This window comes from Prauserella salsuginis (genome assembly GCF_024648885.1).
Classification (GTDB): domain Bacteria; phylum Actinomycetota; class Actinomycetes; order Mycobacteriales; family Pseudonocardiaceae; genus Prauserella; species Prauserella salsuginis.
On record NZ_JANBBF010000001.1, the window covers coordinates 66,173 to 89,014 of the forward strand.

Here is a 22,842-nt window from a genome sequence, read left to right on the forward strand (position 1 = left end):
CAGGCATTGTGAGAGAGGACGGTTCGACAGGCATGTTCGACACGGTTCTGGTGGCCAACCGCGGTGAGATCGCCGTCCGCGTCATCGCCACGCTGCGGCGCATGGGCATCCGGTCGGTGGCGGTCTACAGCGATGCCGATACCGGCGCCCGGCACACCCGCGAGGCGGACGTGGCCGTGCGTCTCGGTCCCGCGGAAGCGGCCCGGAGCTACCTGTCCGTACCGGATGTCGTGAAGGCCGCGGTCGACACCGGCGCACAGGCGGTACATCCCGGCTACGGCTTCCTCGCGGAGAACGCGGAGTTCGCGGCCGCGTGCGCCGATGCGGGGATCGTGTTCATCGGTCCACCGACCTCGGCGATCGACGCGATGGGGGACAAGATCCGGGCGAAGGCCACCGTGTCGGCCGCGGGCGTCCCGGTCGTCCCCGGCAAGTCCGATGTGGTGGATTACGCGGCGGCTGCGGACGAGGTCGGCTATCCGGTCCTGCTCAAGCCGTCCGCCGGTGGCGGCGGCAAGGGCATGCGGCTGGTCACCGAGCCGGGCGAACTGGCGGGCGCCGTCGAGGCCGCCCAGCGTGAGGCACGCGGAGCGTTCGGCGACGACCGGCTGTTGATGGAGCGCTTTGTCGACACGCCCCGCCACATCGAGATCCAGGTGCTGGCCGATGCCCACGGCACCGTGCTGCACCTCGGCGAGCGTGAGTGCAGCCTGCAGCGCAGGCATCAGAAGATCATCGAGGAGGCTCCGTCGCCGCTGCTGGACGCCGACGCCCGTGCCCGTATGGGCGCGTCCGCGGCGGAGGCGGCGAGATCGGTCGGCTACGTCGGCGCGGGCACGGTCGAGTTCATCGTGTCGGCGACCAACCCCGACGAGTTCTTCTTCATGGAGATGAACACGCGGCTGCAGGTTGAGCATCCGGTGACCGAGGAGGTCACCGGCGTCGACCTCGTCGAGTGGCAGGTGCGGGTGGCCGCGGGTGAGCCGCTCACGATCGGCCAGGAGGACGTGCGCTTCGACGGCCACGCGGTCGAGGCCAGGGTTTACGCCGAGGACCCGGCCCGCGGCTTCGTTCCCACGGGTGGCACCGTCCTGGGCCTCGTCGAGGGGGCCGGGCCGCACGTGCGCGTCGATTCCGGCATCGCCGAGGGCACTCGGGTGGGCTCCGACTACGACCCCATGCTCGCGAAGGTCATCGCGTGGGGCCCGGATCGCAGCGCCGCACTGCACCGGCTGGACCGGGCGCTGGCCGGAACCGCGGTCCTCGGGTTGCAGACCAATGTGGAGTTCCTGCGTCGCCTCGTGTCCGATGAGGACGTGCGTTCCGGAAATCTCGACACCGGCCTGGTGGAGCGGAAACTCGAGGAACTCACCGATTCCGGCGTGCCCGAGGAGTTCTTCGTGGCCGCCGCCCTCGACCGACTGCTCGCGCTGGAACCGACCGGTCCGGTGGTCGATCCGTGGGACGTGCCGAGCGGATGGCGGATGGGAGCCGCCGCCGGTGTGACCTTCCTGCTGCGCGCGGGCGATGCGGAACGGCTGGTGCGGGTCGAAGGGCCCACCTCGGGTGCGCGGGTGACGGTGGGTGACGCCGAACCGGTCGCTGCCTCGGCGAGCCGTTCCTCCCGCGGCCTCGACGTCCACTGTGGATCGCGATTTCGGCGGTACACGCGTGCGGAGGCGCCCGACGGCACCGTGTGGCTGAGCTGCGACGGCGTCGCGGTGGCGGTCGGGGAACGGCCGAACCTGCTCGCCGCGCGAGCCGACGACGTCGACGCGGGACCGGTGACGAGTCCCATGCCGGGCACCGTGCTGGTGGTCAAGGTCGCCCGCGGCGACGAGGTCACCGCCGGCACTCCGTTGCTGGTCGTCGAGGCGATGAAGATGGAGCACACGATCACCGCGCCGGTCGACGGCGTCGTCACCGAACTACCCGTGCGGGCGGGCCAACAGGTCGCGCTCGACGAAAAGCTTGCACTGGTCACCCCTCAGGAGCAGACATCATGATCGACTTCCGGCTCGGCGACGAGTACGAAGCGCTGCGCAAGACCGTCCACGACTTCGCCCAGGCCGAGGTGAAGCCGGTGATCGGGGACTTCTACATCCGTGAGGAGTTCCCTTACGAGATCGTCGCGAAGATGGGCGAGATGGGCCTGTTCGGGCTGCCGATCGCCGAGGAGTACGGCGGTATGGGCGGCGACTACTTCGCCCTGTGTCTCGCACTCGAAGAGCTCGCCAGGGTGGATTCCTCGGTGGCGGTGACGGTCGAGGCGGGCGTGTCGCTGGGGGCCATGCCGATCTACCGGTTCGGCACCGAGGAACAGAAGCGCCGCTGGCTGCCGTCACTGTGCAGTGGTGAGGCGCTCGGCGCGTTCGGGCTGACCGAACCGGGTGGCGGATCGGATGCCGGTGCGACGAAGACCCGCGCCGTCGTCGATGGGGACCGCTGGGTCATCAACGGCAGCAAGTCGTTCATCACCAACTCGGGTACGGACATCACCAGCATCGTCACCGTCACCGCCGTCACGGGCACGAAACCCGACGGCGGCAAGGAGATCTCGGCGATTCTCGTGCCGTCGGGTACACCGGGATTCACGGTGGCGCCGAAGTACTCGAAGGTCGGCTGGAACGCGTCGGACACGCACGAGCTGGCGTTCGACGACTGCCGCGTGCCGGTGGAGAACCTCCTCGGCGAACGCGGCCGTGGGTACGCACAGTTCCTGCGGATCCTCGACGAGGGTCGGATCGCGATCGCGGCGCTGAGCGTCGGCCTGGCCCAGGGGTGCGTCGACGAGTGCTTGCGGTATGTGGGCGAGCGGGAGGCGTTCGGCAACAAGATCGGCGCGTACCAGGCGATTCAGTTCAAGATCGCCGACATGGAGGCGCGGGTGCACTCCGCGCGGTTGGCCTACTACCAGGCGGCGGCGAAGATGCTTCGTGGCGAACGGTTCAAGAAGGAAGCGGCGATCGCCAAACTCGCCTCGTCGAACGCCGCGATGGACAATGCCCGTGACGCCACGCAGATCTTCGGTGGCTACGGATTCATGAACGAGTTCCCGGTCGGCCGCTTCTACCGGGACGCCAAGATCCTCGAGGTGGGTGAGGGGACGAGCGAGGTGCAGCGGATGCTGATCGCGCGTGAGCTCGGCCTGGAGTGACGCCGGGTCGACGTGTCGCCGCTGCGGGCGTGTCGTCGCACTCGACCGGTCGTGATAGAAATACCGGTATAAGTATTCGTGTTCGGCGGCGGGCGTGCGAGTCCGTGGTGGAGGCAGGCGATGGTGGAGCTGAAGACCCCCGGTGAGATCGAGGCGATGAGCGTGACCGGCACGTTCGTCGCCGAGGTGCTGGCCGACCTGGCGCAGCGTGCCGAACCCGGTGTCAACCTGCTCGACCTCGAACACCGCGCCCGCGACATGGTCAAACACCGCGGTGCCGAATCCTGCTACTGGGACTACGCGCCGTCGTTCGGCAAGGGGCCGTTCCGCAACGTGATCTGCCTCGCGGTGAACGACGCGGTGCTGCACGGCCTGCCGCACGACTACGACCTGCGCGACGGCGACGTGCTGACGATGGACATGGCGGTGTCGATCGACGGCTGGGTGGCCGACTCTGCGCGTACGGTGATCGTCGGCACCCCGCGGCCCGGTGACTTGGGGCGCGGGGACGTGCGGCTCATCGAGGCGACCGAACGCGCGCTCGACGAGGCGATCGCGGTCGCTCGGCCGGGCAACCGGCTCGGTGACATCTCGGCGGCCGTCGGCGAGGTCGCGTCGCGGTACGGCTACCCGGTCAACACCGAGTTCGGCGGGCACGGTCTCGGCCGCACCATGCACGAGGACCCGCACGTGCCCAATGCGGGGCGTCCCGGCCGAGGGATGCCGCTGCGCGCGGGGCTGACCATCGCGATCGAGCCGTGGTTCGCCGCCGGCACCGACCGCATCGTCTACGACCCGGACGGCTGGACGATCCGGTCGGCCGACGGCTCGCGCACTGCACACAGTGAGCACACGATCGCCGTCACCGAGGACGGGCCGCGTATCCTGACGCTCACGAGCTGAACCCGAGCCGGCTGGAGGTCCCGGTGATCGCGATTCCGTCGCAGCTGGCGTCGGTGGCTGCGAACGTCACCGACAAGTTCGCCAAGGGCGGCGTGGCCGACCTCCGGCCCGTGCCGCGGGTGCTGATCGACCGCGGCCCGAACCGGTCGGTCTACCGGATGACGGGACAGCAGCCACCCGCTTCGGGTGACCCGGTGCTGCTCGTCCCGCCACTGGCCGCGCCCGCGCTGTGCTTCGACCTGCGGCGCGGCTGCAGCCTTGCCGAGCACCTCACCGACGCGGGCAGGCGCACCTACCTCGTCGACTACGGCAGTGTCGCGTTCGCCGATCGCAACCTTGGCATCGAGCACTGGATCGACGACGTGCTGCCGCGCACCATCCGCAAGGTCAGCGACGACGCGGGCGGGCGGCCCGTGCACGTCGTCGCCTGGTGTCTCGGCGGCATCTTCTCCGTGCTGACGGCCGCGGACCGGCCCGAGTTGCCGATCGCGTCTCTGACCACGATCGCCTCGCCGTTCGACTACACCGCGATCCCGCTGGTGGCCCCGTTCCGACCGCTCGTGGAGTTCACCGGCGGGCACATCCTCACGCCGTTCTATCGCATGTTCGGCGGCGCGCCGTCGGCCGTGGTGACGCAGGTGTTCCGTGCGACCGGGATCGACAAGGAGATCACGAAGCCGCTCGCCATTCTGCGCAACCTCGACGACCGCGACTACCTGGCGCAGATCGAGGCGGTGGATCACTTCATGGCCAACATGCTGGCCTACCCGGGTCGCACGTTCGGACAGATTTACCACCGGTTCTTCCGCGCGAACGACCTGTCCGCGGGCACGTTCGCGCTCGACGGCCGCACGATCTCACTGTCGAAGCTGGACGTTCCGACGCTCGTCATCGCCGGCGAGAACGACAGCATCGCGCCGCGCCGTGCGGTGGAACGACTGGTCGGTCTGCTCGAGAACACGCCGGAGACGCGTTTCCGCGTCGCCCCCGGTGGGCACCTCGGTGTGCTCACCGGGCGACGTGCGCGCAGTACGACCTGGCGCCACGTCGACGAGTTCGTCGACGAACACGCGAGTCCTCGGTAGGACGATCCGTCACTCGGACATTCGGCGGCCGGGTATGGTGCAAATGGTCCGGGTACGGAAGGTCTGAGCCGAGGTTGCCGACGGGAAGGGGTGGCGCAGTGGCGAACGGCAGGAGGGCCGTGGTGGCTGACGACGAACTGCCGATTCCGCAGGAGCTGCTCGACGCACCCGGATACGTCGCACGCAGGCTCTACCAGGCGTATCTCGCTGCCTGGGTGCGCATGGTCGACGCGAGTATCACGGGCCCGCAATTCGCCGTGCTCGTGGCCGTCAACGATTACCCGGGCGAGGATCAGCGATCGTTGGGACACGTCGCCGCACTGGACCGATCGACGATGGCCGACGTCGTGCGCCGTCTCGAGGTGCGCGGACTCATCACGCGGGAAACGGCCGAGAACGACGCGCGCCGCAAGCTCCTGTACCTGACCGAGGAGGGTCGCGAGCAGTTGGCAGGCGTGAACCGCCGTGCTCGTGATCTGGACAAGAAGCTCGTTCAAGGTAACGACGTCACCGTCACCGAGCAATGGCTGGCCGAGCTCAACGCCCTTGCCGAGCATTGGGAATCCCTGGTCGAGGACTGACCTTCGGCTCCGCCGCCGCTTCGCCGGTCGCGGCCGTCGAAGATCGACGTTGGCCGGATCTTCACGTCGTGGCCGGTCCACGATGCCGGATCGATTCCGCGGGCCGCTCGCGGATACGTCCGTGCTACCCGCCTGTTTCCCGCGTATTAAACCTTCGTCCCCCTATTGACTTTCGGAGTTAGTCCGTGTTCGGATCAAATCAGTCCGAACGCGGATGGTTTTTCCGGCCGCGTGGCCACGGCGATGTGGAGGCGTTGTGCACGCTAGTCAGTCCTATGAGGTCACGATCGTTGGCGGCGGGCTCGGCGGCCTGACCGCCGCACTCGCCCTGCGGCAAAAGGGTCTCCGGGTGACAGTGCTGGAGCAGGCTCCGCAGCTCGGCGAGGTGGGTGCAGGAATTCAGACCGCGCCCAACGCCAGCCGGGTGCTCACGAGTCTGGGACTGCGCAGGCAGCTGGAGGCGATCCACACGGAGCCGCTCGACCAGGTGCGCCGGCGCTGGCAGGACGGCAGCGTCATCGGTCTGACCTCGCTCGGCGAGCATTGCAAGCGGACCTACAACGCTCCGTATTGGCACTACCACCGGGCCGACCTGCACAAGGTTCTGCTCGAGGCTTGCCTCGACGAGCAACGTCCCGGTCCTGCTGTTGCGGTACACACCGGAAGTCGCGTGACCACAGTGGACACAGAACGGCGACATCGGCCCGTTGTGCTGACCGAATCCGGTCAGCGGTACGAAAGCGACGTCGTGGTCGGCGCGGACGGTATCCGCTCGGCGGTACGCGATCTGATCGGAATGCCCGACACTCTCGAATTCTCCGGTGAAATGGCCTACCGTGTGCTGATTCCGGGCGACAAGATCGCTGCTGACCCGGCGACACGGTGGCTGGTGGATCGGTTCCAGAGCACCATCTGGTACGGCCCCGGCAGGCATCTTGTGCATTACATGATCCGGGGCGGCGAGTATCTCAATGTGGTCGCCCTCGTGCCGTGCAGTGACGAGGTCGCCGAGAAATGGAGCGCGCCCGTCGGATCGGACGAACTCGTCAATGCGTTTCCGGGTTGGGATGACCGAGTGCCTGCGATGTTGTCCAAGACCGAAGGTGACGCGATGGCTTTCGCCCTCTACTACCGGCGGCCGGATCCCGTGTGGATCGACGGTCACGTCGCGCTACTCGGCGATGCGTGCCACGCGATGCTCCCGTATCAGGCTCAGGGTGCCTCGCAGGCGATGGAGGATGCGGCCGTGCTTGCCGAGGAGCTCGGATCGGTGCCGGTGGCCGGCGTCGAAGAGGCGCTCACCCGATATGTGTCGCGGCGCGCGAAACACGCGGCCATGGTGCAGGATGCCTCACTCGAGAACAAGCGGTTCTATCACCTTCCCGATGGGCCGGATCAGCGGGAACGGGACGCGAAGCTGAAGAACTTCACCGGAGAGTCCCACGTTTCCTACCAATGGTTGTGGAGCGGAACCCCGTTGAACGATCCGGACGCCGAATCGTTCGCCTATCAGTTCCCCCGATGAGCTGCTTCCCCTGAGGAACGTACTGCCGGCGGTAAGCGGCGCCGATGCACACTTCCCGTCCCCACTCACGGAAGAAAAGGCAGGTCTGCAATGAAAACGGCCGAGCAGATCGTTCAGGACCTACCCTGGAAGTGGTCCGTCCAAGGAAAGATCTTCATCATCGGCGGCCTCGGGTACATGTTCGATGCCTGGGACGTCATCCTCAACGGCTTCCTCACGCCCCTCGTCGGGGACCACTTCGGACTGACCACCGGCGAGCGGGGCTTGGTCGCCACGGCCAACCTCGTCGGTATGGCGGTTGGGGCGGTCATGTGGGGCACCATCGCCGACCGCATGGGTCGCAAGAAGGCGTTCAGCATCACGTTGGCGCTGTTCGCGCTGTTCTCGGTACTCGGGGCAGTTTCGCCGAACTACGAGATCTTCTTGCTGTTCCGGTTCCTCGCGGGCGTGGGTCTGGGTGGGTGTATCCCGGTCGACTACGCGTTGGTCGCGGAGTTCTCGCCGCGAAAAGTGCGCGGCAAGGTGCTCGCCGCGATGGACCTCTGGTGGCCGATCGGCGGCACGCTGTGCGGCCTTTCGGCGACTTTTCTCTCGCCGCTGGACGGTAACTGGCGCTGGATGCTCATGATCATGGTCGTGCCGGCGCTGTTGTTGTTCTGGATTCGGCGTGGGATTCCTGAGTCGCCGCTGTATCTGGCGAATGTCGGCAGGGAAGCCGAGGCTCGCGTCGTGGTCGACCGGCTCGTCGCGCAGACCGGGGCGACGGCACAGGATTACTCGGTCACCGCGGACGAGCCGAAGAAGGAGGGGCCTGGTGGCGTGCGCGCCGCGCTGGGTCAGTTGCGGATGATCTGGACCTTCAACCCGAAGATCACCTCGGTCGCATGGGTCCTGTTCATCACGGTCATGACCGTCTACTACGTCGCACTCACCTGGATGCCGTCGATCCTGAAGGAGGAGGGCTACGACACCTACGCCGCGTTCGCGAACACGACCCTGATGACCGGCATCGGCATTCTCGGTGTGACCACCTCGGTGTTCCTCGTCGAATGGATGGGCCGCAAGTGGGTGCTGGGTTTGTCGGCACCCCTGGCGTCCGTGGTGCTGGTGGCATTCTCGCTGACTCTCGGTATGGAGACCGTGGGCTTGATCTGGCTCGGTATCTTCGGATTCGTCGTTCAGCTCGCCATCCCGGTGCTGTACGCCTACGTCTCGGAGCTGTACCCCACTCACCTCCGTGCGAGTGGATTCGGCTGGGCGTCCTCGATGAGCCGGGTCTTCAGCGGATTCATTCCGCTCATCTTCGGCAGCCTGCTCTGGCCGGTTCTGGGGCTGACGAACACGTTCATCCTGCTCGGTGCGGTCGTCGTGGTCGCCGTGGTGTGGATGGCCGTGGCTGCGCCCGAGACGAAGGGCAAGGAATTGGACCGGGTCGAGGAGGAAGCGCCGGATCCCGACCCCACGCCGGCGGCCTGAGCGAGATCCCGCACGCAGGGAGGAGCGGACACAAATGAAGCCACCGCCGTTCACGTACCACCGGGCACGCGACGTCGCGGGTGCAACCGACCTGGTCGCCGAGCTCGGAGAGGATGCCAAGTTCCTCGCGGGCGGGCAGAGCCTGATCCCGATGATGAACTTCCGGCTCGCGAGACCGGAGCACCTCATCGACATCGGCCGACTGGGCGAGCTGTCCTTCGTGGATGTGGGCCCGGAGTCCCTGCGGGTGGGATCGCTGAGTACCCACCGGGCGGTGGAAACGGCCGATCTCGGTGCGGGTTTCGAGGTCGTGCGGGACACGATGCGATGGATCGGTCACCTGCCGATCCGGACCAAGGGAACCGTCGGCGGGAGTCTCGCGCACGCCGATGCGACCGCGGAGTGGTGCCTGCTCGCGGTGCTGCTGGACGCGGACATCGTTGTCGCCGGCGCCGGTGGCCGACGACGCACGATCGCCGCGAGTGAGGCGTTCCTCGGTTTCTACACGACGGTGCTGGAGGAGGACGAATTGATCGTGGAAGTCGCGTTCGGCAGGCCGGCACCACACGCCGCCGTTACAGAGTTCGCCGAGCGCAAAGGCGACTTCGCGCTCGTTTCCGCCGCCGTCGACCTCGACGTCAGCTCCGGCACCGTGTCCGGCGGCCGGGTGGCGCTCGGCGGAGTAGGCCCCGCCGTGGTGCGGGTCCCGGAAGCGGAGCGGGTGCTGCATGCGGGCGGACGCGCGGGCACCGACCTGTTCGAGACGTGTGCCCAGGCGGCCGCGCAGGCCGTCGAACCGCCGGGGGACGACGATGCGGGCACCGGGTACCGCAAGGCGCTGGTGCGCAATCTCGTGGTCCGTGCGTGTGAGGAGGCGGTGGCCCGGTGACATTCGGAACGGCGACAGGAGACGGAGAGCGGGGAGCGGGTTTCCGCGTCGACGGCACGTGGGTCGGTGCTCCGGTGACGCGCAAGGAGGATCCACGGTTGCTGACCGGTGGCGCGCGGTTCGTCGACGACATCCATCTTCCGCGGATGTTGCATGCGGCGTTCGTGCGCAGCACGGTCGCGAGTGGACACGTCACGTCGGTCGACCTGTCACGGGTACTGGAGGTACCGGGCGTCGTGGCCGCGTTCACCGCCGAGGATCTCGACCTCGGGGACATCACGCCGCGACTCGATCGGCCGCCGGAGGAATACACCGAGACGTCGATGCCGATCCTGGCGCGCGATCGGGTGCGTTTCGTCGGCGAACCCGTGGCGGTGGTTCTTGCGGAGGACCCGTACGCGGCCGAGGACGGGATCGAGGCTGCCGACGTCACCTACGACGTCACGCCGCCCGTGCTGTCGGAGGAGCAGGCCCTTGCCCCGGAAGCGAACGCGGTGCATGAGCAGGCGCCCGGCAACGTGCTGCTGGACGTGTCGATGTTCGCCTCCGACGGCATCGACGACGTCTTCGCCGAAGCGCCGTGTGTGGTGCAGGTGCACACCCGGACGGGCAGGCAGAACGCGTTGCCGTTGGAAACCAGGGGTGTCGTTGCCGGCTGGGATTCGCGGGCGGAGCAACTGCTGGTGCAGACCTGCACGCAGGTTCCGCACCAGGTGCGCACGGTGCTGGCTGGTTCGCTCGGCATGGCCGAGAGCACGGTGCGGGTGCTCGTGCCGGACATGGGCGGTGGCTTCGGCATCAAGTGTGTGGTGGGCCGTGAGGAGATCGCCGTCGCCGCCGCGTCGATCCGCGTGCGCAGGCCGGTGAAGTGGATCGAAGACCGCAAGGACGCGTTGTCGGCGTCCTTCCTCGCCCGCGAGCAGCGCTACGACGCACGGGCTGCGTTCGACGAGACCGGGCGCATCCTCGGCCTGGACGTCGACGTGCTGTGCGACATGGGTGCCTATTCCTGCTATCCGTTCACCGTCGGTATCGAACCGCTGATGGCGTCGTCCGAGATGCCGGGCGTGTACCGGGTGCCCGCCTATCGGGTGCGCGGGCGTGCCATCGCGACGAACAAGGCGCCGACGGCCCCCTACCGCGGGGTGTCCCGTCCGCAACACGTGATGGTGATGGAGCGGCTCGTCGAGCGTGCCGCCAGGGAACTCGGACTCGACCCACTCGAGGTGCGCCGCCGGAACCTGATCACGGTGTTTCCGTACACGGGTGTCAACAACGTGACCTACGATCCGGGCTCATACCTCGAGTCACTCAACCTGTGCGAGCGCGTGATCGCCGACGAGGGCTGGTACGAAACCCGGCGTGCCGCCGCGGATCAGGGAAGGGTCCTCGGGATCGGCTACTCGTGTTTCAACGAGCGCACCGGCTACGGCTCCGACGCGTTCGCCAAGCGCAAGATGCAGGCCGTCCCGGGCTTCGACATCTCCGAGATCCGGATGGACACGGCCGGCGCAGTCGTCGTCACCACGGGCACGATGAGTCACGGCCAGAGCCACGAGACGACCATGGCGCAGATCGTGGCCGACAAGCTGGGCCTGCCCCTGGACAAAGTGAAGATCCAGCAGGGTGACACGGACCGGGTGGCCTACGGTTGGGGCTCGTTCGCCAGCCGGTCGATCACCATCGGCGGGACGGCGGTGGCCCTCGCCGCGGGCAACCTGGGCGGAAAACTGCTCGATCTGGGTGCACACCTGCTCGAAACCCCGCGTGACAACGTCGAACTCGGTGACGAGGGAGTGCGGCAGCGGGACGATCCCGCCCGTGGTCTGTCCTATCGGGACATCGCCGACGTGGCCTACCTGAAGTCTCACCTGCTACCGAAGGAGACCGAGCCGGGACTGCAGGCGAGCGCGAGCTTCGACGGCGTCGGTGACGGTACGTTCTCCAATGCCAGCCATGGTGTGGTCGTCGAGTTGCATCGTGACACCGGCCGCGTGGAGATCCTGCGTTACGTGTGTGTCGAGGACTGCGGGGTGGCGATCAACCCGCAGGTGGTCGACGGTCAGGCCAGGGGCGGTATCGCCCAGGGTATCGCGGGCGCACTGTTCGAGAAGGTCACCTACGACGAGAACGGGGAGCCCTCGGCCGCGAGTTTCCTCGACTACAAGGTGCCGACGGCCTGTGAGATCCCGGACGTCGGGATGCACCACATCGAGACGCCGTGCCTGTTCACCGACAACGGCGCGAAGGGTGCGGGCGAGGGCGGCACGATCGGCGCGCCCGCGGCCGTGCTCAACGCCGTCAACGACGCACTGCGCCCGACGGGCGTGGAGCTCAACGACACGCCGATCACCCCGCAACAGGTATTCGACGCGCTGACCGGCGCACTGGAGGTCGCCCCGTGACCGAACCCGACAAGGTCCTGCTGACCCTGAAGGTCAACGACGCCGTTCACGAGGTGGCGGTCGAGGCGCGCCGCACGCTGGCGGACACGTTGCGGCACGACCTCGAATTGACCGGGACTCACGTGGCGTGCGAACACGGCGTGTGCGGTGCGTGCACCGTGCTGGTCGACGGGGACCCGGCTCGTTCCTGTCTCATGTTCGCCGCACAGGCGGAGGGCAGCGAGATTCGCACCGTGGAGTCCCTTGCCGGTGACGACGGATCGCTGTCCGACCTGCAGACCGCGTTCTCGGCGAATCACGGACTTCAATGCGGCTTCTGCACACCGGGATTCCTCATGCTCGCGGAAGGATTCCTCGCCGAGCGGCCGGATGCCGACCGCGAGGAGATTCGGGAGGTCGTGTCGTCCAACCTCTGCCGCTGCACCGGTTATCAGACCATTGTGGACTCGATCCAGGACTGCGCCGAGCGCAGGCGCAACGCGAAGGAGGCCAGCGCATGATCCTCGAACACGAGATCTCGGTAGCGGCACCGCCGCGAGAGGTGTTCGCCCTGCTCGGCGACGTCGAGCGGGTGGCCGGATGCGTGCCCGGGGCGGCGATCGAGGGGCGGGATGCGGACACGGGCGGCGAGGCGTATCGCGGCCGTGTGAAGGTGAAGGTCGGCCCGATCTCCGCCGAGTACGCAGGGGTGGTGCGGTTCCTGGACGTCAATGACGCGGAACTCTCGCTGCGGCTGCAGGCACGCGGCGCCGACGCACACGGCAACGGCGACGCCGAGGCCGAGGTGCTGGTGACGTTGGCCGAGTCCGGCAAGGGCACCACGGTCTCCCTCAAGACGGACCTGGTGATCCGTGGCAAGATCGCGCAGTTCGGCAAGGGCGCGATCAACAAGGTTTCGGATCGCATTCTCGAACAGTTCGCGGTGAATCTGTCGGCTCTGCTGGCGGGGGACGAGCCGCCGGGACGGCAATCGGGAACGGGCGGCGTGGGTCCGCAGCAGCACGTCTCCGCGGCGCCCACGGCAGCGGCATCCGGCCCGTCGGAACTGGACGGACTCGCGTTGGTCGCCGGACCCCTCACGAAGTACCTGCCCGTGGTGGGCGCGTTCGCAGTCGGGATAGCGCAGGGCTGGCTGCTGGCCACCGTCCGTTCGCAGGCCAAGCAGCTCAAGGAGGTACGCCGTGTACGGAACTGACACCGACGAGACGTACGCCGAGGCGGGTTTCGGTGCACCGGTCCGCCGTGGTGGGCGACCGGCGATCATTGTGGTGGACCTGACGAACGGGTTCACCCGTGACGAGTACCCGACGGGTGCCGACCTGACCGAGGTGGTCCGTGCGACCGGGGCGCTGGTCGAACGTGGGAAGGCGAACGGCGTACCGGTCGTGTACACAACGATCGCCTACACGCCCGCGGAAGCGCGCGGTGACGCATTGCCGTGGCTCGACAAGGCATCGGGCATGCGGTCACTGGTGGAGGGCGGCGCCGAGGTCGCTATCGACGACCGGCTTCCGTTCGGCGAGAACGACTACCTGGTGACGAAGAAGGGCGCGTCGGCCTTCTTCGGGACGTCGCTTGCCCCGATGCTGGCGGCGGCCGGATGCGACACGGTTCTGGTGTGCGGTGCGACCACGAGCGGCTGTGTGCGCGCGACGGCGGTCGACGCCGTTCAGTCCGGCTTCCCCGTGCTCGTGCCACGGGAGTGCGTCGGTGACCGTGCCCCGGGCCCGCACGATGCGGCCCTGTTCGACATCCATGCCAAGTACGGCGACGTGATCGATCTCGCCGATGCCCTGGACTACCTCACGAACCCGGAACCGGTGAGCACATGATGACGCGACGCCTTCTCGCCCAATCCGCCTTGGCCGACCTCGCGGACGTTCCCGCCACGAGCCGGTGGGTGGTGACACGGGACGGCCTGCGCCTGCACGTCCTGGACTACGGCGGCGACGGGGTGCCCGTCGTGGTCCTGCCGGGCATCACCAGTCCGGCGATCACCATGGACTTCGTGGCCCGTCGGCTCACCGATCTCGTGCGCCCGGTCGTGGTGGACGTGCGCGGTCGTGGCTTGTCGGACGACGGGCCGTCGGCGACGCTGCGCGACTACGCCGACGACACCGCCGCGATCATCGACGCGCTCGGTCTGCGTCGGCCGATCCTGCTCGGGCACTCGATGGGCGCGCGGATCGCGGCGATGATCTCGACCACTGTGGATGTCGAGGGCGCGCTGCTGGTGGATCCGCCGATGAGCGGGCCCGGTCGTGGACCGTATCCCACCACGCTCGAGGTGTTTTTGACCCAGCTGGAACAGGCACAGCGAGGGACCGACGCCGACGAGGTGGCCGGATGGTGGCCCACGTGGCCACGGCGGGAACACGAGCTGCGGGCTCGCTGGCTGGCCAGCTGCGGGGTGGACGCGATCACGGCGACGCACCACGGCTTCGAACACGAGGACTTCTTCGACACGTGGCCTTCGGTGACGGCCGCGCCGGTGCTGCTGTACGGGGCGAAGAGCCCCGTCGTGACGGCCGACGGGGCGCGTGAGGCCGCGGAGTCCAATCCGGACGCCCGATTGATCGAGATTCCGGACGCCGGGCACATGGTGTTCTGGGACAACCCGGAGGGCGCACTGAACTCGGTGCGCACCGCCCTGCAAGCCATGACGAGCGCAAGTTCGCCGACACGATGAATGTGGAGGACCAATGAATCCCAACCAGCTCAACGACATCTGCCTCCGGCAGCTCACGTTCAGCGGGGTGCACGAGGCGGAGACCGTCGCGGTGCTCTCCCGCGGAGCGGAACGTGCGGACTACGCGGACTCGTTCATGTTCGCCGCGCAACAGCTCGGCGCGAGCACGTACCACATGCGACTTCCCGATGCGACGGACGCGGCGGGAGCATGGGCCGTCGGCGAATCCGGGCTGGCGGGCAACCCGCTCGCGGTGGACGCACTCAAGCAGGCGGACATGCTGGTGGACCTGACGTTCCTGCTGTTCAGCAAGGAGCAGTTCGCGATCCAGGACGCCGGTACCCGGATCCTCACGTGCGTCGAACCGGCCCCGTTGCTGGCCAAGCTCATGCCGACCAAGGAACTGCGCGAACGGGTGGAGGTCGGCGACGAGATCCTCAAGAAGGCCTCGACGATGCGGATCACGAGTCCGCACGGGACGGACGTGACGTACCAGCTAGGCGTTTACCCGACGATGACCGAGTACGGCTACACCGACACCCCGGGCCGCTGGGACCATTGGCCCGCAGCCTTCGTGTTCACCGGCGGCGCCGACGACGGTGTGGACGGCACCATCGTGCTCGCTCCGGGTGATGTGCTCCTTCCCTTCAACACCTATGTGCAGAACCCGGTGAAGCTGACCATCGAGAAGGGGTTCATCACCGACATCCGGGGCGTCGACGGTGCTTCGAGCCTGGATGCGGACCTGCTCGCGGCGTACATCAAGTCGTTCGACGACCCGCGTGGCTACGGCATGTCGCACGTCGGTTGGGGCCTGGACGAGCGTGCGCAGTGGCACGGACTGACGCAGTTCCCCGGCGGCATGGGGATGGAACTGCGGAGCTTCTACGGCAACGTGATGTTCTCCATCGGACCGAACAACGAGCTCGGCGGACCGAACGACACGCCCTGTCACTTCGACATCCCGATGCGCGGCTGCTCGCTGTTCCTCGACGACGAGCCGATCGTGGTGGACGGCGACATCGTTGTGCCGGACATGCGGCCGGGCGGGAAGTGCTCGCCGTGACAGATCACCACATCGGACTGATCGTGCCGAGCTCCAATCTGACGATGGAGACCGAACTGCCCCGGATGATGCGGGCGCGGGAGGAGGCCGATCCGTCGGAGCGGTTCGTGTTCCACAGCGCGCGGACCCGGATGCAGCAGGTCACCGAGGAACAGCTGCGGGCGATGAACGCCCAGTCGGAACGCGCGGCCGCCGAGCTGGCGGACGCGCGGCCCGACGTGGTCGCCACGGCGTGTCTGGTGGCGATCATGGCGCAGGGCCCCGGCTACCACTGCACCGCCGAGGAGGCGATCACCTCGGCCATGCACGCCGAGGGTGCGAAAGCTCCGGTGGTTTCCAGCGCGGGTGCGTTGCTCGACGGCATCGACGCTCTCGGCGCGCAGCGGGTCGCCATCATCACGCCGTACCTGAAACCGCTCACGAAGATGGTCGCCGACTACATCGAGGACGCCGGCATCGAGGTCGTCGACGCGCTCAGTCTCGAAGTCGCCGACAACCTCGCCGTGGGCAGACTGGATCCGGCGGACCTGCGGGAACACTGGAAGAAGCTGGACTTGTCGAACGCGGACGCGCTGGTGTTGTCGGCGTGTGTGCAGATGCCGTCGCTGTCGTCGATCCAGGCGGTCGAGGACGCGGCGGGGCTGCCCGTGCTCTCGGCGGCGACGGCGACGACCTATCGCATCCTGACCGAACTCGGCGTGCCCGCGACGGTGCCGGGCGCGGGCAGGCTGCTCGCTCAGACGTCGAGCTGACCGAGGTTCGCCAGCTGCTGTTCGAAGGGGACGAAGTCCGAGAAGCCGTCGCTCGCGCGGCGGCTTCTCGGCGTTCCGGCCATGGCGTCGGCCAGTTCTCCCGCCGCACGGTCGATGCGCGTGTGGAGTTCGCTCGCGTCCTCGCCGCCCCAGTCCTGCGACGCCGCGTACACGCCGGTGGGCATCACCGTGGCGCGCAGGTAGGACAGCAGCGGGCGCAGGGCGTGGTCGAGGGCCAGCGAGTGGCGGGGCGTGCCGCCGGTGGCCGCGATCAGCACGGGCAGCCCAGCCAAGGCGCCGCCATCGATCACGTCGAAGAACGATTTGAACAGCCCGCTGTAGGACGCGCTGTAGACCGGGGTCACGGCGATGACGCCGTCGGCGCCGGTCACGGCGTCCAGTTCGGCCTGCAGTGCCGGACTCGGGAAGCCCGTCACCATGTTCTTGGCGATGTCGACGGCCACGTCGCGCAGTTCGACGACGTGAACCTCCAGCTCCTCGCCGTCGCCGTCGCCGAGCTGTTTGGTGAGCGACTCCGTGAGCCGGTCGGCCAGCAGCCGGGTCGACGACGGCGACGTGGTGCCCGCGGACACGATCGTGAGTTTCATCGGGCCTCACCCGCAGTCACGGTCTCGGTGTTCTTGGCGGCCAGCAGCGACGCGTGCGTCGGGGCGTCCGGCACGTGCGCTGGGCGGTTCTTGGCGAACTCCTCGCGCAGGACCGGCACGACCTCCTCGCCGAGCATGTCGAGCTGCTCGAGCACGGTCTTCAGCGGCAGGCCCGCGTGGTCGACGAGGAACAGCTGGCGCTGGTAGTCACCCACGTTCTCGCGGAACGTCAGCGTGCGGTCGATGACCTGCTGCGGGCTGCCCACCGTGAGCGGGGTCTGCTCGGTGAATTCCTCCAGCGACGGTCCACCGCCGTAGACAGGGGCGTCGTTGAAGTACGGCCGGAACTCGTTCACGGCGTCCTGCGAGTTCTTGCGCATGAACACCTGCCCGCCGAGCCCGACGATCGCGCGGTCGGCGGAGCCGTGACCGTAGTGCTCCCAGCGCTGCCGGTAGAACTCGACCATCCGGCGCGTGTGCTCGAACGGCCAGAAGATGTGGTTGTGGAAGAAGCCGTCCCCGTAGTAGGCGGCCTGCTCGGCGATCTCGGGGCTGCGGATCGAACCGTGCCAGACGAACGGCGGCACGCCGTCGAGCGGCCGCGGGGTCGACGTGAAGCTCTGCAGCGGTGTGCGGAACTTGCCCTCCCAGTCGACGACGTCCTCGCGCCACAGCTTGTGCAGCAGGGCGTAGTTCTCGATGGCCAGCGGGATGCCCTGGCGGATGTCCTTGCCGAACCACGGGTAGACCGGTCCGGTGTTGCCGCGGCCCATGATCAGGTCGACTCGGCCGTCCGCGAGGTGCTGCAGATAGGCGTAGTCCTCGGCGAGGCGCACCGGGTCGTTGGTGGTGATGAGCGTCGTCGCCGTCGAAAGGATGATCCGCTCGGTCTGCGCCGCGATGTTGGCCAGCAGCACGGGCGGGTTCGGCGGGGCGGCGAAAGGCGGGTTGTGGTGCTCGCCGGTGGCGAAGACGTCGAGCCCGACCTCTTCGGCCTTGCGCGCGATCCGCACCGTGGCCTTGATCCGCTCGTTCTCGGTCGGTGTCGTGCCGTTGGTCGGGTCCGTGGTGACGTCCCCGACGGAGAAGATCCCGAACTGCATCGCTGTCACCCTGCCTCAGGTAGTTGTGCGTTCAACTAACCACCCTAACGGCAGGTGGTCGGGCACTATTCCCGCCCCCGCGAGCACCCGAGACGTGCAGCTCCGCGCTCGCTCGTATGGGTGAGGAGCGGTGTTGCGGAGCTCGTCGCCGCCCGGCCCCTGATTGCCTTCACGGCAACCAGAGGCCCGGGGACGAGGGTCGGGTCGGCTCACACGTGGGCGGGTTGGGCGTCCTGCGGGGTGATGATGAAGTCGGGCTCACGCCGCTTGTTCGGCATGGCGACCAGGGTGCCGACCGCAGCCACCGCCGCGAGTCCGGCCGCGGCGAGCATCGCCCAGTTCATGCCGGTCATCCACGCGTCGGTGGCCAGGCCGACGAACCGTTCCGTCACGGCCGGACCCGCCTGCTGCTCCAGCGCGGGCGCCACGCCTTGCACCGCCGCGGGGAAGCTGGTCTCCGCGGCCGCGGCGGCCTCCGGCGGCAGCCCCCTGGTCGCCTCACCGATACCGCTGCTGTAACCCCGTGCGATCAGCGAACCGAGCACGGCAATGCCGATCGAGACGCCGAGCTCACGCACCGTGTCGTTCATCGCCGACCCCATGCCCGACCGGTTCTTCGGAACCGACGCGATGATCAGGTTAGTGGCGGGCGGCATCACGAACACCATCCCGAAGATCACCACGAACAGGGGCAGCAGGATGCCCCAATAGCCGGTGTCGCCGTCCCACGTCGAGCAAAGCAGGAACCCGGCCGCGATGATCGCCAGTCCGGACCCGACCGTGAACCGCGATCCGATCGCTGCCGCGACCTTCGGGACCAGTGGCGACAGCAGCAGCATCGGCAGCATGATCGGCAACGTCGCCAACGCCGACTGCAGTTCGCTGTACTCGAGCACCAGCTGGAACAGTTGTGCCAGCAGGAAGAACGATCCGCCGAGCGCGAAGAACGCGATCGTCACCGCCGCCGACGACGACGAGAACAGCGGGTTGCGGAACAGCTTCATGTCGAGCATCGGGTGCGGCGTGCGCTGTTCCCACCAGATGAACAGCCCGATGCCGACGACCGCGGCCGCGACGGCCACGAGCACGCCCGGCTGGGTCCAGCCGTCGTGCGGGCCCTCGATGATCGCGTAGACGAGCCCGAGCACGCCCACCGTCGACAGCATTCCACCGAGCCAGTCGATCGGTGTCTGCTTCTCGTCCTTCGACTCGTGGGACAGGATCTGATTCGCGACGAAGGCAACGAGGCCGAACGCCACGCTCATCAGGAACGCCGACCGCCAGCTCCAGAACTCGAGCAGTACGCCGGAGAAGACCGTGCCCAGGCCGGCACCCGCACCCGCGACGCCGGTCCACACGGCGATCGCGCCCGCTCGCTGGCCGCGGGGGAACGTCGTGTTGATGATCGACAGTGTCGAGGGCATGACCATCGCGGCACCGATGCCCATCACGCCGCGCGCGACGATCAGTTCGGCGCCGCTGTCGGCGATGAGCCCCGCGTACAGCGACGGCACCGTGAACAGCACCATGCCGATCTGCAGGACGAGCTTCCGGCCGTAACGGTCACCGATGGCACCCGCGGTGAACAGCAGCGCCGCGAACACCAGCGAGAACAGGTCGACGATCCAGGTCTGCTCGGCCTGGGTGATGCGCAGGTCGCTCGTCATCCCGGGCAGCGCGAGGTTCATGCTCGAGTTCGCGAGCATCACGGCCAGCAGGCTCGTGCACATCGCGGCGACGATGATCCAGCGCCTGCGGAACACGTCGAGGGGGATGCCCTCGGCGATCGCCTCGTCGAGCTGTCGCTGTCGTCGATCCGATGTCGACTCGGCCGCCGTGGCGGACGCGCCGGACTGGCTCATGGGTCTCCTTCGGGCGGTCGGCGGATCCTCCGTTCGGCGGCGAGCGGAGGTGGTCGGTGCGGGGAGCGGCGGTGCTCAGTGCTGCGGGCGGATGCCGTCGCGGAGCAGGTCGACGACGGTGTCGACGTGACCTCGGGGGTCACCGCCGCGGGCGGCCCAGGTTCGGCTCGCGACGCGCAAGGCCACGCCCGCCGTCTCGAGGACGAGTTGGGGGTAGACGTCCCGGTCGGGGTCGCCGCCGGTGAGGCGGGCGATGTGGGCCTTCCCCCGGCGGAGCAGCTCGGGAGCGCTCGGTTCGTCGGGCGCGTGCGCCTCGGTGGTGAGAACCATGGCGGGCGAGGCGGTGACCAGGGCGTCCGCTGCGGCGATGAGCGCCGGATCAGCCTCCGGGACGGTCAGCGCCGCGTGCAGTGCGTGGCGGACGGCCTCCCACGCGGGCTCGCCGTCCGGGCGTTCGGCGAGGGCGTGGGTGAACGCGGCGCCGAGGGCGTACAGCGGCCGGACGAACGCGGCGTCCTTGGTGGGGAAGTAGTTGAAGAACGTGCGTCGGGATGTCTGCGCTCGTTCGGCGATCGCCTCGACGGTCACCTCCTCGGTGCCGCCGGCCTCGGTGGCGAGGTCGACGGCCGCGCGGCACAGCGCGAGTCGCGTCTGCACGCGTTTCGTCTCCCGAAGTCCCGGCTGCATGCCCTCCAGCCTACGCCGCAAACATGCACTCGAGTGCAAAATTCCGGCGCCGTGTAAGCGACGACACAGGCTCGCCGTCGACTCACCGTTGGGTGCGGAAGACCGGGAATGTGCGTCCGCGGTGACCTCGTTGCACGGCGTATGAAGGCGATCGTTCTCAACCGATACGGCGGACCCGACGAAGTGACCGTGGCCGACCACCCCGACCCGAAGGTGGCGCCCGGTGAGGTGCTGGTGCGGGTGAAGGCGGCCGGCGTCAACCCCGTCGACTGGAAGCTCGCCGCAGGCGGGCTCGACCCGCTGATGGAGGCGCGTTTCCCGTTGATTCCCGGCTGGGACGTGGCGGGCATCGTCGAAGCGGTCGGCCTGGACGTCGAGGAGTACGCAGTCGGTGACGAGGTGATCGGCTATGTCCGTAAGGACCACGCGGAACTCGGTTCGTACGCGGAGCTGGTCTCGGCCAACGTGCGGCTGCTGGCCCCGAAACCGGCCGCGCTCGACTGGGCGCAAGCGGCCGGGCTGCCGCTCGCGGGGCTCACGGCGTACCAGGCGCTGCGCAGGCTCGGCGTCGGCGCCGGGGACACGGTCCTGATCCACGCGGCCGCCGGCGGGGTCGGTGCACTGGGTGTCCAGTTGGCGAAGGAATTCGGTGCGCGGGTGATCGGCACGGCGAGTGAACGCAACCACGCGTTCCTGGACGAGCTCGGCGCGGAGCCCGTTTCCTACGGTGAAGGGCTGGCCGACCGGCTGCGTGAGGTCGCGCCGGACGGGGTCGACGCGACGGTCGATTTCGTCGGCGGCGAGGAAGCGGTCGACGTGTCCCGGCAGGTCACGAAGGACCGGACGCGTGTGGCGTCGATCGCCGACCCCGCTGTGACCGAGTACGGCGGTCGGTACATGTGGGTGCGGCCGAGCGCCGAGGACCTCACCGAACTGAGCAAGCTGGCCGACGCCGGGAAGTTGGGTGTGCACGTCGACCGCACCTATCCGCTCGCCGAGGCCGCCGTTGCGTGGCGAGTGAGTCAGGCAGGCAACGTTCGGGGCAAGCTCGTGCTGACGGTCGGCTGATCGCGGCGTCGCAGCGCGGGCGGCAGGGGGACGTACTCGCGGCCGCACTGCGCGGTGGCCCGCCCGTTGTCGCGAGTGGACCGCCGAGCTGGCGCGGCGACGGGTGGCGCGAGCGCTGCCACGGTTTCGTGTCGGTCCACGCCGTGGCCATCGTCGACGAGGCGTGAGCATTGTGGTGTGGGCATTATGGCGTGAGCATTGTGGCGTGAGTTACCGACGCACGACCTGTTTCTGCAGGTGTGCTGCCGTACGATCGGACGCCGATTGTTCCCCGACGACGAGGCGTCAGGAGGCCGACAGGTGATCACCACGACCGCCGTGGCCGGAGTGGCGCTCCTCGAGTTGGGAATGGCGATGACACCCGGACCGAACATGGTCTACCTCGCCTCTCGCGCGCTGACCCAGGGGCGCAGGGCGGGTCTGGTCAGTTTGGCCGGTACCGGGGTCGGATTCGTCTGCTACCTGGTGGCCACCGCTGCCGGTTTGTCCGCACTGTTCGCCGCCGTGCCGGTCGCGTACACGGTCGTCAAGTTGGCGGGTGCCGTCTACCTCGGCTATCTGGCCTGGGGAATGATCAAGCCGGGTAGCCGTTCGCCGTTGGACCCGGCTCAGGATCTGACTCCGGACTCCGATGTGCGGTTGTTCTCGATGGGGATGGTCACCAACCTGCTCAATCCCAAGATCGCGTTGCTGTACGCCGCACTGTTGCCGCAATTCCTGGACCCGCACGCCGGTCCCGCATGGACACAGCTGTTGCAGCTCGGGGCCGTGCAGATCATTGTGGGTCTTGCCGTGAATGCCGTGGTCGTCCTGGGGGCTGCGCGGGCCTCGCGATTCCTGGCGGCCCGACCTCGCGGCATGGCTGCCGTGCGTTACACGGCAGGAGGCGTGCTCGGTGCCTTCGCGCTGCGCACTGCGCTGTCCCGAACCCCGGCGTCCGCGTGACACCGACTGCCTCCGGTATGACGCCGCCGGCCCTGGCGTGG

The 22,842-nt window shown here is 68.2% G+C and carries 21 protein-coding genes; 17 read left to right on the forward strand and 4 right to left on the reverse strand.

The window, feature by feature from the left end; translation table 11 throughout:
• Positions 1 to 32 precede the first annotated feature (32 nt).
• The 15 genes from LY40_RS00275 (at position 33) to LY40_RS00345 (ending at position 16,528) form a co-directional block, all read left to right on the forward strand.
• Entirely contained in the window at positions 33 to 2,006 is a 1,974-nt protein-coding gene (locus LY40_RS00275; protein ID WP_307876496.1) for an ATP-binding protein, read from the forward strand.
• On the forward strand, positions 2,003 to 3,157 hold the full coding sequence (locus LY40_RS00280; protein ID WP_258935553.1) for an acyl-CoA dehydrogenase family protein: 1,155 nt from the start codon (positions 2,003 to 2,005) through the stop codon (positions 3,155 to 3,157). The genes LY40_RS00275 and LY40_RS00280 overlap by 4 nt, the downstream gene beginning before the upstream one ends.
• A 120-nt stretch (positions 3,158 to 3,277) precedes the next feature.
• Positions 3,278 to 4,060 (forward strand): type I methionyl aminopeptidase, encoded by a 783-nt coding sequence (gene map / locus LY40_RS00285; protein ID WP_258935554.1) that lies wholly within the window; start codon positions 3,278 to 3,280, stop codon positions 4,058 to 4,060.
• Between the two features lie 23 nt (positions 4,061 to 4,083).
• Positions 4,084 to 5,145: an alpha/beta fold hydrolase gene (locus LY40_RS00290; RefSeq protein WP_183783420.1), complete on the forward strand. Its 1,062-nt coding sequence runs from the start codon at positions 4,084 to 4,086 to the stop codon at positions 5,143 to 5,145.
• A 122-nt stretch (positions 5,146 to 5,267) separates the two neighbouring features.
• Entirely contained in the window at positions 5,268 to 5,726 is a 459-nt protein-coding gene (locus tag LY40_RS00295) for a MarR family winged helix-turn-helix transcriptional regulator (protein ID WP_258935555.1), read from the forward strand.
• A gap of 256 nt (positions 5,727 to 5,982) precedes the next feature.
• Complete coding sequence (locus LY40_RS00300; protein ID WP_183783421.1) at positions 5,983 to 7,251, forward strand: FAD-dependent monooxygenase; 1,269 nt, start codon at positions 5,983 to 5,985, stop codon at positions 7,249 to 7,251.
• Between the two features lie 90 nt (positions 7,252 to 7,341).
• Positions 7,342 to 8,727, forward strand: a complete 1,386-nt coding sequence (locus LY40_RS00305) for an MFS transporter (RefSeq protein ID WP_258935556.1) — start codon at positions 7,342 to 7,344, stop codon at positions 8,725 to 8,727.
• Positions 8,728 to 8,761: 34 nt separating this feature from the next.
• Entirely contained in the window at positions 8,762 to 9,616 is an 855-nt protein-coding gene (locus LY40_RS00310) for an FAD binding domain-containing protein (protein WP_183783423.1), read from the forward strand.
• Entirely contained in the window at positions 9,613 to 12,021 is a 2,409-nt protein-coding gene (locus LY40_RS00315) for a xanthine dehydrogenase family protein molybdopterin-binding subunit (RefSeq protein WP_258935557.1), read from the forward strand. Before LY40_RS00310 ends, LY40_RS00315 begins: the two co-directional genes overlap by 4 nt.
• Positions 12,018 to 12,521: a (2Fe-2S)-binding protein gene (locus LY40_RS00320; protein ID WP_183783425.1), complete on the forward strand. Its 504-nt coding sequence runs from the start codon at positions 12,018 to 12,020 to the stop codon at positions 12,519 to 12,521. The genes LY40_RS00315 and LY40_RS00320 overlap by 4 nt, the downstream gene beginning before the upstream one ends.
• Entirely contained in the window at positions 12,518 to 13,216 is a 699-nt protein-coding gene (locus tag LY40_RS00325) for an SRPBCC family protein (RefSeq protein WP_183783426.1), read from the forward strand. Before LY40_RS00320 ends, LY40_RS00325 begins: the two co-directional genes overlap by 4 nt.
• Positions 13,203 to 13,853: an isochorismatase family protein gene (locus tag LY40_RS00330; RefSeq protein WP_258935558.1), complete on the forward strand. Its 651-nt coding sequence runs from the start codon at positions 13,203 to 13,205 to the stop codon at positions 13,851 to 13,853. The genes LY40_RS00325 and LY40_RS00330 overlap by 14 nt, the downstream gene beginning before the upstream one ends.
• Entirely contained in the window at positions 13,850 to 14,710 is an 861-nt protein-coding gene (locus LY40_RS00335; protein ID WP_258935559.1) for an alpha/beta fold hydrolase, read from the forward strand. The genes LY40_RS00330 and LY40_RS00335 overlap by 4 nt, the downstream gene beginning before the upstream one ends.
• A 13-nt stretch (positions 14,711 to 14,723) precedes the next feature.
• Positions 14,724 to 15,776 carry a 2,5-dihydroxypyridine 5,6-dioxygenase NicX family protein gene (locus LY40_RS00340; protein WP_258935560.1) on the forward strand — a complete coding sequence of 351 codons (1,053 nt, stop codon included), beginning with the start codon at positions 14,724 to 14,726 and terminating at the stop codon, positions 15,774 to 15,776.
• Entirely contained in the window at positions 15,773 to 16,528 is a 756-nt protein-coding gene (locus tag LY40_RS00345) for a maleate cis-trans isomerase family protein (protein ID WP_183783433.1), read from the forward strand. Before LY40_RS00340 ends, LY40_RS00345 begins: the two co-directional genes overlap by 4 nt.
• Here LY40_RS00345 and LY40_RS00350 read toward each other — a convergent pair.
• The 4 genes from LY40_RS00350 to LY40_RS00365 all read right to left on the reverse strand — a co-directional run bounded on the left by LY40_RS00350 (position 16,513) and on the right by LY40_RS00365 (position 20,788).
• Positions 16,513 to 17,136 (reverse strand): FMN reductase, encoded by a 624-nt coding sequence (locus LY40_RS00350; RefSeq protein ID WP_183783435.1) that lies wholly within the window; start codon positions 17,134 to 17,136, stop codon positions 16,513 to 16,515. The two genes, LY40_RS00345 and LY40_RS00350, sit on opposite strands and share 16 nt — an antisense overlap.
• Entirely contained in the window at positions 17,133 to 18,239 is a 1,107-nt protein-coding gene (locus LY40_RS00355) for an LLM class flavin-dependent oxidoreductase (RefSeq protein WP_183783437.1), read from the reverse strand. Before LY40_RS00355 ends, LY40_RS00350 begins: the two co-directional genes overlap by 4 nt.
• Before the next feature lie 209 nt (positions 18,240 to 18,448).
• Positions 18,449 to 20,101: an MFS transporter gene (locus LY40_RS00360; RefSeq protein WP_258935561.1), complete on the reverse strand. Its 1,653-nt coding sequence runs from the start codon at positions 20,099 to 20,101 to the stop codon at positions 18,449 to 18,451.
• Between the two features lie 75 nt (positions 20,102 to 20,176).
• Positions 20,177 to 20,788, reverse strand: coding sequence for a TetR family transcriptional regulator (locus LY40_RS00365; protein WP_183783440.1), 612 nt, complete (start codon positions 20,786 to 20,788; stop codon positions 20,177 to 20,179).
• A gap of 141 nt (positions 20,789 to 20,929) precedes the next feature.
• On the opposite strand from LY40_RS00365, the gene LY40_RS00370 reads away from it, so the two are divergent.
• Together LY40_RS00370 and LY40_RS00375 are read left to right on the forward strand one after the other, a co-directional pair.
• Positions 20,930 to 21,856 carry an NADP-dependent oxidoreductase gene (locus LY40_RS00370; RefSeq protein WP_258935562.1) on the forward strand — a complete coding sequence of 309 codons (927 nt, stop codon included), beginning with the start codon at positions 20,930 to 20,932 and terminating at the stop codon, positions 21,854 to 21,856.
• Between the two features lie 300 nt (positions 21,857 to 22,156).
• Entirely contained in the window at positions 22,157 to 22,801 is a 645-nt protein-coding gene (locus LY40_RS00375) for a LysE family translocator (RefSeq protein ID WP_183783442.1), read from the forward strand.
• Positions 22,802 to 22,842 lie beyond the last annotated feature (41 nt).

Bases quoted from the DNA above. Each gene is read 5' to 3' on its own strand.
- LY40_RS00325 (WP_183783426.1), top strand. From the start codon at position 12,518: ATGATCCTCGAACACGAGATCTCGGTAGCGGCACCGCCGCGAGAGGTG.
- LY40_RS00280 (WP_258935553.1), top strand. From the start codon at position 2,003: ATGATCGACTTCCGGCTCGGCGACGAGTACGAAGCGCTGCGCAAGACC.
- LY40_RS00360 (WP_258935561.1), bottom strand. From the start codon at position 20,101: ATGAGCCAGTCCGGCGCGTCCGCCACGGCGGCCGAGTCGACATCGGAT.
- LY40_RS00365 (WP_183783440.1), bottom strand. From the start codon at position 20,788: ATGCAGCCGGGACTTCGGGAGACGAAACGCGTGCAGACGCGACTCGCG.
- LY40_RS00370 (WP_258935562.1), top strand. From the start codon at position 20,930: ATGAAGGCGATCGTTCTCAACCGATACGGCGGACCCGACGAAGTGACC.
- map (WP_258935554.1), top strand. From the start codon at position 3,278: ATGGTGGAGCTGAAGACCCCCGGTGAGATCGAGGCGATGAGCGTGACC.
- LY40_RS00275 (WP_307876496.1), top strand. From the start codon at position 33: ATGTTCGACACGGTTCTGGTGGCCAACCGCGGTGAGATCGCCGTCCGC.
- LY40_RS00350 (WP_183783435.1), bottom strand. From the start codon at position 17,136: ATGAAACTCACGATCGTGTCCGCGGGCACCACGTCGCCGTCGTCGACC.
- LY40_RS00355 (WP_183783437.1), bottom strand. From the start codon at position 18,239: ATGCAGTTCGGGATCTTCTCCGTCGGGGACGTCACCACGGACCCGACC.
- LY40_RS00340 (WP_258935560.1), top strand. From the start codon at position 14,724: ATGAATCCCAACCAGCTCAACGACATCTGCCTCCGGCAGCTCACGTTC.
- LY40_RS00305 (WP_258935556.1), top strand. From the start codon at position 7,342: ATGAAAACGGCCGAGCAGATCGTTCAGGACCTACCCTGGAAGTGGTCC.
- LY40_RS00335 (WP_258935559.1), top strand. From the start codon at position 13,850: ATGATGACGCGACGCCTTCTCGCCCAATCCGCCTTGGCCGACCTCGCG.
- LY40_RS00310 (WP_183783423.1), top strand. From the start codon at position 8,762: ATGAAGCCACCGCCGTTCACGTACCACCGGGCACGCGACGTCGCGGGT.